Genomic DNA, 15,224 nt, shown 5'->3' with positions numbered 1-15,224 from the left:
CCTTAACTCAAGGCCTCTCAGCGTTTGTGGACGGGAATTATAGGAAAAATATCCAAAGAAGTCAAGTGATTTCCAAAAGAATTTTCAAAAATAGGACGAATTTGGGAAAAATAGGCTTTTCCCTTTATTATGGATAGGTGACTGAAACCGATCCCGTTTCCGCACGCACCGTGATGATCGCACGATTGCCGTTCACGTCGGTCAGCGTCAGGTTGCAGTCCGCCGCCAAACGGTACTGGTCGTCTGAACCCGCATTGCTCACGCCGCTGTAAGGACGGCCGAGATGATCGAACGCAAAGACCCCCTCGTTTGCCGTAACAAGCGTGTTGTCCGCAGTGAAGCAGCTTTGCTCGACTCCCAGGTTTGTCCCCAAAATTCCGTATGATGCCGTCAGGTTGCCGGCTTCAAAGCGATCGAATCCGTTCATCCTTTCTCCACTTAAGGGATCGATTGCAATCTCGGCCGTATCCGTATTTCTATTCTGGTCCGCATCGGAAAAAACGACGTAACCGTTTTCATTCATCAGTCTTCGAAAACGGATCTGCCATTTTTCACGGTACCAGGTCTCATCGTTCGGATCGTATTTATCATCACTCATCGCCAGATGCTGCGTGTAGCGGATATGGGACGCAACCTGTTCTCCCAGCTGTTGAATCGGGGAATAGTTCATGTTGGGAATTGACAGTGCGGCCAATATGCCGATTACGACAATGACAAAAATGAGTTCCAACAGTGAAAAAGCGGATCGTTTCATACGAATTACCTTGAAAAAACAAAAATTGCTGATAAACGATTATAGCCTAAGTATGAAAGAAGGAAGAAAAAAGGATAAAAATTCCCCCCGGGAGGGGGAGAGAAACGGTTTAAATTTCGTCAGCGAGTTCGACGTTGTAGAGAATGTCATCCGTCGGATGGCGATACATCGGCATTCCGAGGCGTTTTTCATCAAGAATGTGACCGATAAATCCGATCGAACGTCCCACGACGAAGAAGGCGTTAAGGGCACCGGCTTCGATGAAACCGTCGATCTCATCCTCGCTATACCCGAGGGCACGCCACATGTCGACCATCAAAATACCGATGGTGCCGTCGACGTTGAGGATCAGGTTGTCTTTTTTCGACGTCGTCAGTTTTTCGACTTCGAGCGCAAAATCGAGCAACGGCGTTGCAGGGAAGTGCTCCGCCGCGTATTTTTTCAGACCCGATACACGCAGGTCAGGGTTACGAACCGATTTGATACGGTGACCGATACCGGAGATCGTTTTCCCCTCTTTTTTCATGTAATCGATGAATTCGGCCGGGCTCATGCCGCGGTCGTTGGCGTATTTGAAATATTTCGCCGCATCGTCGATCGCGCCGCCGAAGCGGGGTCCGATCGTCAACAGACCCGTTACGAGCGAGCTGATAACGTCTTTACCGGCACGGGCGGTAACTTTGGCATTGTGCGCGCCCGAAACCGCAGGACCGTGATCGGCAACGGTTTTGAGAACCGTTTCAAGATAATCGGTAGCCCATTTCGGATACCGTTTTTTGAACCAGAGGAGCGAAATGACATCCCCGATTCCGAATCCCGTTTCCGGAGTCGCTACCGAGCTGATCGGATAGCCGGCATAGGTCGCTTCGTCACCGCGGTCATCCGAAATCGTACAGATGAACTCTTTTTTACGGCGTACTTTGGGAACCGTGCGGAGTTCTGGCTCTTCGATTTCGCCGATCACGCCCTCTGCGCGGAGTTTGCCGTAAACCTCGGCAATTTTTGCCGGAAGGTCGTTGAAGCTCGCAGGGACGTAAATGCCCGCTTCGGCCATTGCCGCGTTTTTCGCCGCCGCCGTTTCGGCATCCGCGTTCGCCGAAGCACCCGCGTGACCGAACTGTACGCCCGAGCTGAAATGTTTGGCAATCGTACCGATACACCATGCGATGATCGGTTTTTTGATTTTGCCCGATTTGACCGCCTCGATCACTTTGTACTCTTCGGTACCGCCGACTTCCCCGAGCAGAACCATATATTTGACCTGCGGGTTGTTCTCCATGCGAAGGAGGTTATCGATAAAAACCGATCCGACGAAACGGTCACCGCCGATCGCTACCCCTTCGGCAATACCGTCAGCGTTGATGCTGATGATGTTGGAAAGCTCGTTGAAAAGACCGCCTGAACGGGTAACGAGTCCACACGAACCGGCACGGTGGAGTTTCGAGTTGATAATGTTCTCGATCGTTCCGCCGACGTTTGCGATTTTGAATGCACCCGGAGCAATACCGCCGACCGTTGCAGGGCCGATAACGATAACGCCCGCTTCGCGCGCCGCTACGTTCATTTTACGCGCCATACGCTCTGGGATCCCTTCCGCGGTAACCATGATCGTTTTGAACTGCCCATTGAGTTCGAGCGCTTCCATCGTAACGTCGTATGCCGTACGGAATGACGCGAAGTTCAGCAGAACGTCCGCATTGGGGAATGCCGCCGCCGCATCTTTGGTGTTGCGGAATACGGGGACCATGATCTCTTCGGGACCGTAGAAAAATTTCTCGAATTTATTCCCTGACGTAGGAGCGACGATTGCGGCTACGGAAGGTTTCGCACGGTTGATGACATAGTCATAATCGAGCATACGCTGGATCGCGCTTGCGTTGTTGTTCCAAAAAATCGCCTGTGTATCTTTGGTAAATAGAGCACCCATCTTTTTCTCCTTACTTCTCAAGCGCCATGCGCACGATGTCGGTTACGTGTGTTTCCGGTCCGTATACTTCGATATACAGTCCGAGGCGGTCTGCCGCTTCTTTAATGTCTTTGAGACCTTTTTCGTAGTTCGGTCCGCCGCGGCGAACGTAGATACGCGTGTTGTGTTCTTTCATCCGATCAGCATACGTTTCGAACGACTGGATAATCCCCGTGAACGTTTTGGCAACGTCGGTGAAGTTCGCGATCGCCCCGCCGATGATAAGAATTTTGTCACGCCCTTTGGGGTCTTTGTGACGGGTCATCAGATCAAGGACCGTATCGGCGTAGAATTTGGTCTCGCCCGTTGTCGGTCCTCCGGAGTATTCACCGTAGTTGGCCAGATCGGCAACGTTTCCGGAAAGGTCGGCGATGGTGTCGGCGTAAACGACCGATGCACCCCCACCTGCAACCATCGTCCAGATGCGCCCCATCGGGTTAAGAACGGTCAGTTTCAGTGACGCACCCGATTTCGAGTCTGCCTCGGCAATCGCTTTTTCTTCGGGAGACTGATCTTCCATTCCGAACGCAGTGGGGTATTCGGCATCACACCATGCATCGCCCATCATGAATCCCGCAGTGTCGTCCAGACGGGCAACCAGATCGAGGATCGCCATTTCGTTGTTGGCGAGCATAACGATCGGATTGATTTCGAGGTAGGCAAAGTTCAGGTCGCGATAGAATTTGAAAAACTGAATCGCGAACGAAGCGAACGCTTCTTTGTTGTTCGCCGGGATATCAGAGGGGATGTTCGCACGAACGGCATGTTCCATATCGGCATCGCACATGGTAATGGGGATTTTTACCTCCACTACTTTATCCCAGTTCTCTTCGACCTCCATACCGCCTTCTGCAGACATGTACAGAACATCGTCTTCACCGACCGTGGTAGCGGAGATGTAATATTCCTGTTCCTGAGTGTGCGGAGTGAACGGCTCTACGATAAAATGGGTCAGACGGCCATGCTGTCCCGAAAGCAACGTAACGTCGTGAGACATTTTCTCATCGATCCACTTCGCGGCATCGTCGAGAGTAACGTCGCCCGGTTTGGCAGTTTTGAAAAGAACCAGGTTATTTTTACCGCGTTTACCGAACAGCATATCGGGTTTCGCGACAAGCGGCTCTTGCTTGAGCCATTCAAAACCGTGTTCCTGTGCTTTTGCACGCAGTTCATCACCGCTGGTTACCATTACCGATTTAAAACCGTAGTGAAAACCGCTGAAGTATTTCTCCCAATGTTTAGAGAAAATTGCTTTACCGTCGTATTCACGAATCGCTCTTTGAGCCATTGCAACTCCTTCGAAAATCTATTTAGGAGCATTATATCACCCAGGAGTCTATTTCATCGGCAGAAAACAGCTCTTTTCGTACGACAAAGCTAATTTTTGTTTACTTTAGTAACATATCCAACAAACACTGGCGTATTTTTGTAACTTATCGTAACTTTATCCGATTCGCTTTGCGAACTCTCCGTCAGACGATACGTATCGCACTGAGTTATTCCGTAAAAACGCAGACGCAGCTGTAACTTCTCGTCACTTGTCTCAATGCACGTAATGCCGCGGTGTTTCAGGCTTGCGGCGAGTTCTTTGGCCACGTGCATGGGATAGGCGAAATGGCGGCTCGGTTTGTCGAGCATCGGGTATGCCCACTGATTGAAAAAAACGACGAGGGCATTGAGAACCAGCAACGAAAAAGCGGTATAAAACAAAAGGCGGTAGCGTCCGCGAAATTCACGCAGCCGGACACGGTAGGTCTTGAAAAACGTCTGTGCCGCCATCGGAAGCGCCAGTAACAGGAACGGGGCGAAACTCTGCACGTCTACTTTTTGGCGGAAGGAGAGGAGAAGCGATATTACAAACGCGCTCATGGCGATCATCCAGATCAGATCCCGCTCTTTGGCGATCAAACGCCGATAGAGAACGTAAAAGAGGTAGATAAAGACGATGGGTGAAAAAATGGCTGAATAGACCCCCAGCATGTCCAGGAAACGGCTTTCGGGCGTTCCGCCGATCCCCGTCCCGTACAAGTAGAGTGAAATGCCCAAAGCGACGATTCCCGACAGACTCCAGCGCACATCCCGACGATAGATACCGAAAAGCGCGATCGCAACAAACAAATAAGCGAATGCGGGGTCGATCCACACCAACAGCGGTAACATGGCCAATGCGTACAAACCGTACCGAAGGTACAGATACCCGAACATGAAAAGCGTCACGATCACCAATCCCGCATTGTCAACGATGAGTGCGGAGCTGATCACCCCCGGCAGCAACACGTAGATCAAAACGATCCATAACCGGTCGGAGTCGCGGTTGACGTAGTATCGGGCTATCTGGTAGAGCAATACGACCGACATGAGATGCAGTGCGATCATGGGGAGCCGTAACGCCCAGTCGTTGTAACCCGCAAGTGCAAAAGAAAGATGCAGCCAATACTGCAAAGGAGAAGGAGCCCCGTAGACGATTTTGGCTTCGTGATAGCCGATCGAAAGCCCCGGTATCTGCGCCAGGAGCAAGATCAGGTCGACCCCGATCAGCACGGCAAAAAGGGCTTTGGTTTTCATAGTTTCAAAAAGTTGTCGATGATCTCGTGCCCGTATTCGCTCATGATCGATTCGGGATGGAACTGGACTCCGTAAATGGGTTTGTCTTTGATCTGCAACGCCATGATTTCATGGTCGTCTTCGCTGTACGCCGTCGGAACGATCGTTTCGGGAAGCGTCTCTTTTTTGACGATCAGCGAGTGGTAGCGGGTTGCGGTGAACATTTCGGGTAGTTTGTTGAAAATAGGGGTCTCCCCTTCCCGCACCACCTTGGACGTTTTGCCGTGCATCATCCGCTCGGCACGAACGACCTCTCCCCCGAACGCCTGGGCAATGCTCTGGTGCCCAAGGCAGATACCGAGGATGGGAACCTTATCGGCGAAATGGCGGATCACGTCGAGCGTCACCCCCGCATCGTCGGGTGTAGCGGGGCCGGGAGAAATGATGATTTTCTCCGGTTTAAGCGCTTCGATCTCCTCGACGCTGAATTCGTCGTTGCGGATGATTTTCAGATCCGCACCCAGTTCCAGACAGTACTGGACGATGTTGTAGGTAAAGCTGTCGTAATTATCAATCATTAAAATCATCGGGTCATCCTCTAGGGGCAATCGTAACGGCCATTGTACCTTGTCGTGGCTTATACGCCCTTTTTGGTTTGTTCCTCCGCGTGAAGGTTGCACACCCTCTCGAAATCGGCACGCATTTGTCCGATAATCATAGCGTATTCAAGGGGGGTGTCATCGTGCGCGCTTTTTTCGAGCTGTGACGCAAGGTCGCGCATGGTCCCAAGATGGAGATTCGCAGCCGCCCCTTTGATCGCGTGGGCCTGTGCTTCAATCTCTTTGAGATCGTTGCGCGCGGCCGCTTGTTCCAGCGAATCGAGTCTTCCCGGCACACTGGAACAAAACGCATCGAAAAGTTTTACAACGATCTCTTTGGGGAGTTTGAGAAACTCCAGCGCACCGGCATAAATGTTCTCTTTCGGCTCCGCCGGGGCAAGCCGGGGCGTACCCGAGTCACCCTCTCCCAAAAACCGTTCAAGCGCCGACGCGAGGTCGTCCGCGTCGATCGGCTTGGTCAGATGTTCGTTCATCCCCGCTTCCAAGAAGCGTTCACGGTCGCCGCCCAGAGCGTTGGCGGTGAGTGCAACGATGGGAACGTCGCGATTTAGCCGACGGATGAGACGGGTCGCTTCCATCCCGTCCATTTCGGGCATGTTGACGTCCATGAGCACCAGATCGTACGAAACGGCGCCGACTTTCTCGACCGCATCTTTGCCGTTGTCGACGAAATCGGGGGCGATCCCGTGAAGTTTAAGCAACGCCTCGATCAGCATCCGGTTGACATCGTAGTCTTCGGCTACCAAAACCCGTTTATTCGGCCACTGTTTGTGGAGGGTGTCGGCGGCGGCACCGCGGGAGATCCCTTCTACGCCGGCGGAGAGGAGCGTATTGTAGAGCTTTGAAGGGCAGCTCTCGTAATCGGAGATGACGTGGACGGTTTCGGGATAAGTGCCCTTAGCCGTTCCGATCAGCACGATCCGGCCGACCTGCTGCGGTAAATCGCGCAGTACGCTATGCACGATCTCTTCGTCAAACGCTATCAGCACATCGCATCGGCGATCCATCCGGGCCACCGCTTCCAAGACTTTGCGGTCGCATCGGGTATAGTCGATTCCGAACGACTCGAGCTGGCTGATCACGTGGGGATGGCTCGGCGAATCGGAATCCATCACCCCGATTTTCGTGTTTTCAAGGTTCAGCGCCAGTACCGATCCTCGGTCACATTCCATCACGTCGATTTCGAACCAGAAACGGCTTCCTTTCCCTTTTTCGCTTTGGACTTTCAACTCCCCGCCGAAAAGGGAAACGAGTTTCGAACTGATACTGAGGCCAAGCCCGGTTCCGCCGAACTGCCGGGTGGTAGAACTGTCTTCTTGAATGAACGGCGAAAAGATACTGGCCACTTTTTCGGGCGCGATTCCGATTCCCGTATCGGTAACGCTGAAACGGAGGCGATCGGGACTTTCGCCTTTGCCGATCCGTTCGATTTCGACCCTGATGCTTCCTCCCGAAGGGGTAAACTTCAGCGCATTGGAAATCAGATTGCCCATCACCTGTTTAATCCGAAGGCTGTCTAGGCCGATGCATTCGCTGATACGGCTATCGAGCGCAACGCTGTAATCGATCCCTTTTTCCTGTGCCACGGGGGCGAACAGGGAAAAAGCCATCTCGAATTCGACGAACGGGTTGATCAGTACTTTTTCAAGCTCGAGATGCCCGCTTTCGATCTTGGAAAGGTCCAGAATATCGTTGATGATCCCCAGAAGGGTTTTGCTCTGTTCAGAGATGATTCTGGCCTGACGGTGTTGTTCTTCGGCAAGAGGGGCGTTTTCGAGCAATTTTGCAAACCCCATGATTCCGTTGAGCGGAGTCCGGATCTCATGGCTCATGTTGGCCAGGAACTCCATCTTGGCCGCTTCGCTGCGCTGGGCCTGGAAGCGGAGCTGTTCTTCGCGCTGAAGCGTCTCGTCGAGTTCGGTAATGTCGTGATAGGAAAAAATGATGTATTCCTTTTCCGTCAGGGAAATCGGTGCGAATTCAACCGCGAGAATCCGTTCTTCCCCGCGTTTGTCCCGCACCAGCACTTTTCGAAACTCTTCGGAACTCTTGACAAGACGTTCGAAGAATTCTCCGAACGAAGGAGCCGATATGTACCCTTTGCGTTCCAGGAACATTTCACAGACGCATTGGTGCCGCGTCAGGAAATCGTTCAGATCGGGAAAATCGAAATAGTCGAAAAAGCGGCGGTTGACCATTTCGATTCCCCCCTCTTTCCCGGTAAAAACGACGATGCTTTTCTGGTGCTGGAAAATAGTGTCGAAACGCCGTTTTTCATCTTCGAGTTTTTTGGCCGCTTCGACCAGTTCGGTAACATCTTCGCGCAAGCCGATGTATTCGACAATCTGGCCGTTTTCGTCGACAAGGGGGTAGATGGTACTTTTGACGTAATAGGCATCCCCCGCTTTGGTCCGGTTTTTGATCTCCCCTTTCCAGATTTTTCCCGCTTTGATCGTTGTCCAGAGCTCTTTGAACAACGCCGAAGGGGTATCGGGATGGCGGATGATGTTATGGGAGCGGTTCATCAGCTCGCTTTCACGGTATCCGCTCACCTCGGCGAAGCGGTCGTTGACGTACGTAATGATCCCCCTGGGATCGGTGCGCGAAACGATCATCGTTTTTTCAATCGCGTCGCGATACTGCTCGAGAAAAACGGTGGAACGGTGATATCGAAATACATACCACATCAACAGGGCCGACAATACGGCGATTCCAAGCCACATCAAAACGAACTCGCGGATACGGTCTTCGAAAAACGGATGATTCCCGGTGAGTTCAACCATATACGCGGCATGTTTTCCGTTGAATTCGTAGATCGGTTTGAGGATCAGGAGCGAATATTCTCCCTGATGATACAGTTTGATCCCCTGCAACACCTCCCGTGCCAGCGCTTTGCGTATGAGTTCCCCATTGGAACGAATCAGCGCTTCGATCTCCCCTTTCTCAAACCCTTCGGCGCCTATCAATAAAGTATCTGTACGGTCTTCGAGATACTCTTCGCCAAAAAGGGAAGAAACGTAATGGCGCTTCAGATCGCTTTGTTTTGCTTTCGTTTCCTGGATGTCCCTCTTGATCAAAAACGTATACGCGCCCCGTTTTTGATGAATGGCCTGTGCTTTGAGGGCCGAAAACGGATAGGCTATTTCAACCGTTCCGACAAACTTTCGATCATTGAAAAGGGGGTAAACGGTGCGGAAGCCGTCGAAAAGCTTGCCCGTTTCAAAAGCGGAAATTTTTTTCTTTGTCTCTTGCGCATGAACGATCAGGGGGCGACTTTTTGCCAGGGGGTCTCCGAATTTATGCGGCTCGTGCACCCGTAAAAAAGAGATAGCCCCGGGAAGGTGGAAAAACATCAGCCGAACGTCGTATTCAGAAAGGGTCTTAAAGGGTTTGGCGGAGAGTTCCAATAATTGACGCCGTAAAGCCGCCTGTTCCACAGAATCTGCCGCCACCGACCGTTCCATGATGCTACCGATTTGCGGAGAGTTGAGAAACAGCTGTTGATAATTATCGATCATCTTCTGCTGCATCGTTTGGTAACTTTCGATCCGCTGGTCGAATTCCCGGACATTGGCGCTGATGTAATTGCCCGTCAACGTCTGATGACGGCTCACAAGTACAAGCGTCACCACCCCCATAATCAGGATGTAAATCGCAATGTAAGCATATAATCGACGCTTGAACAGAGTGAACATGGTTTGTCCTTGATTAGGATCGCTTATGATTATTCTACTATGCCGCGGCTAAATCCGCGCCCCGGCTCACCATTCTTTGATCACGTTATAGACGCTGTCGCGCTCAAGCGGAATGAAGCCGCTGTTTTTGATCAGCCCGACGAACTCTGCTAGATCGATGCCGTTGGCACTTTTGGCACCCGCGGCGGAATTGATCGATTCACGCTCGATCGTACCGTCAAGATCGTTGGCCCCGAACTCCTGCGCGACGAGGGCGAGATTCACCGTCGAGGTGACCCAATAGGCTTTGAGATTCGGGACGTTGTCAAGAAGAATACGGCTGATTGCGTACGTTTTGAGAATCTCATGCGCCGTAATGAACTCTTTGACGTTGAGATAATTGTTCTCGCTCTGATAGACCAGCGGGATAAAACAGTTGAATCCTCCCGTCGTATCCTGAAGATCGCGGATCCGGAGCATGTGGTCGATCCGGTGGGCGCGTGTTTCGACGTGTCCGAAGAGCATGGTGACGTTGCTTTTCATCCCTCGTTCATGCCATTTGCGGTGGATCTCAAGCCATTGCGCGGAATTGACTTTCCCTTTGCAAATGTAATCGCGTACCCCTTCATCGAAAATTTCGGCTCCGCCTCCGGGCATCGAATCGACTCCGTTTTGGATCATCAGGTCCAGAATCTCATCGTAGCTTTTGCCGTACTCTTCCGCAAGAAAATGGACTTCCGCGGCCGTCAGGGCTTTGACGTGGAGCTGCGGATGGCGCTCCTTGATCTTGCGGAAAACGTCCAGATACCATTCCAGCCCCGTATCGGGATTATGCGCCGATACGATGTGGACTTCGCGGATCCCGCGCCCTACGATATCGTCGGTGATAGCGAGGATCTCTTCGTGGCTCATCGTGTAGGGATTAGGATTTTTGCGGCTCGCGCTGTAGGCGCAGAATTTGCAAACGTCTTTGCAGATGTTCGTGGGGTTGATGTGGCGGTTGATGTTGAAAAACGTACGGCGGCCGTGGAGCGCTTTACGCCGCTCGTCGGCAAGTTTGCCCAGTGTAAAGAGATCCAGGTCATACAATGCCGTCCCTTCTTCGAGAGTGAGCCGTTCGTGCCGTTTTACTTTTTCAATCAGTTCCATCATCGCCGTATTCTTTATTATTGTATATTTTTCGCGCATTATACCGAAAGAAAAACGACAATAATCGGTTACAATATTTTCAAAAAAGCGTAACGACCATGAGCATCACCGTCCAGATCGAAGACCTCATCGAAAAAAAGGCCAGTGACTTCGAGATTTCGAAGCTCTTCAAAGCCCATATACAGAACTACAAAAATTCGCTGGGCGAACTTTTCGAACGCAACCAGGGGAAAGATTTCCTCGTCACCCACACCAAAACCCTCGATTCGATTATCGCTTTGATGTACAAAACCGTCCTGCGCCGGCTGTTTGGAAACTATCTTCCCATGCGCAGCAACATCCCGATCGTTTTCGTCGCGTTGGGGAGCTACGGGCGCGAACAGCTCTGTGTCCACAGCGACATCGACCTGATGATCGTGTACGAAAAAAACGACGGTTACAACACCGCCGCCATCATTGAAAAGTTTCTCTACCTTGCCTGGGACGCCGGGCTCAAACTGGGGCACCGTGTTCATGAAGTCGGCGATCTTCTCGGAGCGTCGCGTGAAGACATAACGATCAAAACGGCGATGATGGAATCGCGGCTCATCATCGGCTCACCCTTTACATGGAGTGCCGTCCAGAGCCGACTTACCGCGATCCGCTACGATAACCCCAAAGCCTTCATCCTCGCCAAGATCGAAGAAGCAGAGCTGCGCCGGAAAAAATTTCCCTCCTCGATGCAGCCGCACATCAAAGAGGGGGTCGGCGGACTGCGCGATTCGCAGCTTCTGTTCTGGATCGCCAAAACCCTCTACGGCGTCACGACGCTCAAAGAACTCTCCGGCACCCTTTTTAGCGAAGAGCAATACCGTGAATACCGCATCGCGCTCGAACTGCTGTTCCGCGTCCGCAGCGCCCTGCACCTTCTCAGCGGCAAACAGCAAGACCAGCTCGTCCTCGATTACATGCCGCGCATCGCCGAAATGCTCGGTTTTGCGGATGAACGGCGTTTGGTGACGAAACTCCTCGAAGCACAGTGGCGAATCAACAACTTCACCCGCATCTACGTCAAAAAAATGGCACGCCCCTATCAGCACGATGCGATCTCTATTTCAAAACTGCGGCAGGGACGGGTCCAAAAAGGATTTTATGCCCTTGATGAGGTCCTCTACGCCTCCTACCGGATGCAACCCCCCTCGATCCATTCGCTGCTCGAGATGCTCTGCGGGCTCGAAGACCGTTCCTGGACGTTCGATGCGAGCGTACTGTTCCATTTTACGTACGTATCGATTTCCCATCCGCTGCGGGCCAAAACGTACGCACTGCTGCGCAAACTCTTCGAGCGGGAACATCTTTACGTTGTTTTGCAGCTCTTCTACGATGCCGGGATACTCCACCAGCTGATCGGGGCGTTTAAGAAAGTGCTCCATCTCCCTCAGTTCGACGGCTATCACCACTATCCGGTCGATCTGCATTCGATCAAATGCATCGAAGCGCTCGAAAACATCGCCGACCCGCACGTCAAACTTCTCTACGCACAACTGCCCGCGGCGGACAAGGTGTTGCTCAAAGCGATCATCCTGCTCCACGACACAGGCAAGGGACGCAAACAAGACCACAGCGAAGTGGGAGCGAAACTGATCGTCCCCTTTATCAAAAACCTCAAACTCCCCTCCCAGCAGTTCGAGAGGGCTGCCCTGCTCGTACGCCACCACGTCCTGATGAGCCACGTCGCCTATCGCGAAAACCTGTATCACGAAAAGACGCTGTATCAGTTCATGTCGAAAATCAAAACTCCCGACAACCTGACGCTCCTCTACATCCTCACCTATGCCGATATCAACGGGGTAGGGCCCGGAACCTATACCAGCTTCGGCGCCAATTTGCTGCACGAGCTCTACGAAGCCTCACTGGAAATAGCGTCCCAGAACGACCGGATCGGCGATGCGCTCAAACGGCGCAACAAAGAAAAAAAGCTGGTCAACGACCCCGAATTCGGAAGTTTTTCGAAAATCGAGCAAAAAAAGATTCTCTCCATCGAATCGGATCTCTTCTTCCTCAAACACGCTCCCCACGAAATCCTTTCGGTCTCGAAACAGGCGTTCGGATGCGGCAACTTTACCTACCGGCTCGAGCAAAACGGTGGGCTGGTAATCCATATTTTCCGAAAAATTCCGCTGAATCTTGGATACCTGCTGGGCAAACTGAGCTATCTCGACGTCGCGTCGATGGATATTTTCACCCTGTTCGACGGGATCAAATATTTCAAAATCGAATTCTTGCAGCGTCCGAGAGAAGGGACACTTGAAGAGGTCGAACGGATCGTCCACGAGGCATTCGATATGTCCAAAACGATCGAGCTGCCCAAACCCGTTATCAAACCGGGTGAAATCACACTCGACTGCGACCATTCGATCCATTACGCCCAGCTCAACCTGACCACCGCGAATCAGCGCGGGCTGCTGGCCTATTTCGTCCGGCTTTTCGACGAAGCCGACATCAACATCGCCACCGCAAAGATTCATACGAACAAAAACGTCGCCCGCGACCATTTCTTAATAGAAAAACAAAACAGGATGTGCGATAATGCGCGCGAAATAATTGCCAAATTGGTAGGAGAGTAGTGAATGTGCGGTATCGTAGGATATATCGGGGCCAAACCGGTTAAAAAAATACTGATCGACGGGCTACGGGAACTGGAATACCGTGGATACGACTCCGCCGGTATCGCCGTACTGCAACAGGGAGGCTTTTCCCTCTTCAAAGCGGTGGGCAAACTGATCAACCTCGAAGAAAAGGCAAAAGAGTTCGAGAGTAACGGTTTCTCGGTCGGAATCGGACATACCCGCTGGGCTACCCACGGCAAACCGACCGAACTCAACGCCCACCCCCACCTGGGACAAAACTCCTACGTCGTCCACAACGGCATCATCGAAAACTACCAGGAACTCAAAGCGATGCTCACCGCGCAGGGGGCACAATTCCTCAGCCAGACCGATACCGAAGTGATCGTCCATTTGTTCGAACACCATCTCAAAACGGCCGCGTCTGCGTTTGAGGCGTTTCGCCAGACCCTCGCACGGCTCGAGGGAGCCTATGCCGTACTGCTCGTCAACGGTTCGGTACCCGATACGATCTTTTTCGCCAAACACGGCTCTCCGATGATTATCGGGCGAAACACGGACAATGACGTACTGTTCGGCTCCTCCGACGCCGCACTTATCGGAAAATGCAACGAAGTGATCTACCTCGAAGACGGCCATTACGGCTACGCGTCAAGCGACGAAGTGGCCCTTTTCGACGCACAAGACCGTGAAGTCGTTTTGCGCTACGTCCCCTTGAGCGACAACAAGCTCTCCGCCCAGAAAGAAGGGTACCGCTTTTTCATGGAAAAAGAGATCTACGAGCAAAGCACCGTTCTGGCCGATACCCTGATGGGGCGTCTGCGGGATCGGAGTATCTATTTCGAAGAGATCGATCCCTCATTGTTCGAAGGGATCAACGAAATCAAGCTCTGCGCCTGCGGAACGAGCTACCATGCCGCCCTGGTGGCCAGTTACCTCTTCGAACGTCACGCGCACATCCGTACTTCGGTGGAAATCGCGAGCGAATTCCGCTACCGGGATCCTTTCCTCACATCCGACACCCTCTTCGTCGTCATCAGTCAAAGCGGCGAGACGGCCGACACCCTGGAAAGCCTGAAAATGGCCAAAAAGTCGGGGCTTAAAACCATGGTCATCTGCAACGTCGACAACTCCTCCATGGTACGCCTTGCCGACGCAAGCATCCTGACCCGTGCGGGAATCGAAAAAGGGGTCGCTTCGACCAAGGCGTTCGCAACGCAGGTAAGCGTTTTGTGGATGCTGAGCCTCTATCTTGGCGAAACGCGCAAAACACTCCCCGCCACCGAGATCGAGCGGCAGATCCAGCTTTTGCGGACCCTCCCCTCCACCGTTGCCGTCGACCCCGCCACCCATGAGCAGCTCCGCCGCCTCAGCAAACGGTATCTCCACGGCCACGGTTTCTTCTTTATCGGGCGCGACGTCTTTTATCCCCTCGCACTCGAAGGGGCCCTGAAGCTCAAGGAGATCAGCTATCTGCATGCCGAGGGATACCCCAGCGGTGAGATGAAACACGGTCCGATCGCGCTCGCCGATCCGGAGCTTTTTACCATCGCCCTTTTGCCGCAGCACAAACTCTACGACAAAACCAAAAGCAACATCGAAGAGCTGAGCGCCCGCGATTCAACGATCTGTTCGATCAGCCCGCTCGATTTCGACAAAGCCGACGATCATATCCGTACCCGCGCTCAGGATGATTACATGCTCGAATTTTTCGAGATGATGGTCGTTCTGCAACTGCTTTCGATGGAGATCGCGATCCGCCTGGGTAACGACGTCGATATGCCGCGCAACCTTGCCAAAAGCGTTACGGTCGAATAGACCGCAACCTTCCTCAACCTCTTCCGTTTCAAAATAATTTAAAATAATTTTAGATACTCTCATTACATATAATTTTTTCGAAAATGTCACTCT

The 15,224-nt window shown here is 52.3% G+C and carries 9 protein-coding genes; 2 read left to right on the top strand and 7 right to left on the bottom strand.

What is annotated here, in order from left to right:
- Positions 1–127 precede the first annotated feature (127 nt).
- From E0765_RS10950 to mqnE, 7 genes are all read right to left on the bottom strand, one after another.
- Positions 128–754, bottom strand: a complete 627-nt coding sequence (locus E0765_RS10950) for a Tfp pilus assembly protein FimT/FimU (protein ID WP_132813254.1) — start codon at positions 752–754, stop codon at positions 128–130.
- A gap of 109 nt (positions 755–863) precedes the next feature.
- Entirely contained in the window at positions 864–2,681 is a 1,818-nt protein-coding gene (locus E0765_RS10945; RefSeq protein ID WP_132813253.1) for a citrate/2-methylcitrate synthase, read from the bottom strand.
- 10 nt (positions 2,682–2,691) lie between these two features.
- Positions 2,692–4,008, bottom strand: a complete 1,317-nt coding sequence (locus E0765_RS10940) for an ATP citrate lyase citrate-binding domain-containing protein (protein WP_132813252.1) — start codon at positions 4,006–4,008, stop codon at positions 2,692–2,694.
- A gap of 89 nt (positions 4,009–4,097) precedes the next feature.
- Positions 4,098–5,285, bottom strand: a complete 1,188-nt coding sequence (locus E0765_RS10935; RefSeq protein WP_132813251.1) for a glycosyltransferase family 39 protein — start codon at positions 5,283–5,285, stop codon at positions 4,098–4,100.
- Positions 5,282–5,851, bottom strand: a complete 570-nt coding sequence (locus tag E0765_RS10930) for an aminodeoxychorismate/anthranilate synthase component II (RefSeq protein ID WP_132813250.1) — start codon at positions 5,849–5,851, stop codon at positions 5,282–5,284. Before E0765_RS10930 ends, E0765_RS10935 begins: the two co-directional genes overlap by 4 nt.
- A gap of 50 nt (positions 5,852–5,901) precedes the next feature.
- Entirely contained in the window at positions 5,902–9,579 is a 3,678-nt protein-coding gene (locus E0765_RS10925) for an ATP-binding protein (RefSeq protein WP_132813249.1), read from the bottom strand.
- 66 nt (positions 9,580–9,645) lie between these two features.
- The gene (gene mqnE / locus E0765_RS10920; RefSeq protein WP_132813271.1) at positions 9,646–10,707 is read right to left on the bottom strand and encodes an aminofutalosine synthase MqnE; all 1,062 of its coding nucleotides are present in this window, start codon (positions 10,705–10,707) and stop codon (positions 9,646–9,648) included.
- A 98-nt stretch (positions 10,708–10,805) separates the two neighbouring features.
- Here mqnE and E0765_RS10915 point away from each other — a divergent pair, with 98 nt between their 5' ends.
- Both E0765_RS10915 and glmS read left to right on the top strand, forming a co-directional pair.
- Positions 10,806–13,313 (top strand): HD domain-containing protein, encoded by a 2,508-nt coding sequence (locus E0765_RS10915; protein WP_132813248.1) that lies wholly within the window; start codon positions 10,806–10,808, stop codon positions 13,311–13,313.
- Positions 13,314–13,316: 3 nt separating this feature from the next.
- Positions 13,317–15,131, top strand: coding sequence for a glutamine--fructose-6-phosphate transaminase (isomerizing) (gene glmS / locus E0765_RS10910; protein ID WP_132813247.1), 1,815 nt, complete (start codon positions 13,317–13,319; stop codon positions 15,129–15,131).
- Positions 15,132–15,224 lie beyond the last annotated feature (93 nt).

It is taken from the genome of Sulfuricurvum sp. IAE1, assembly GCF_004347735.1.
Taxonomy (GTDB): Bacteria; Campylobacterota; Campylobacteria; order Campylobacterales; family Sulfurimonadaceae; genus Sulfuricurvum.
The sequence above is the reverse complement of the archived record's forward strand: the minus strand, read 5'-3'. Positions and strand labels throughout refer to the sequence as shown.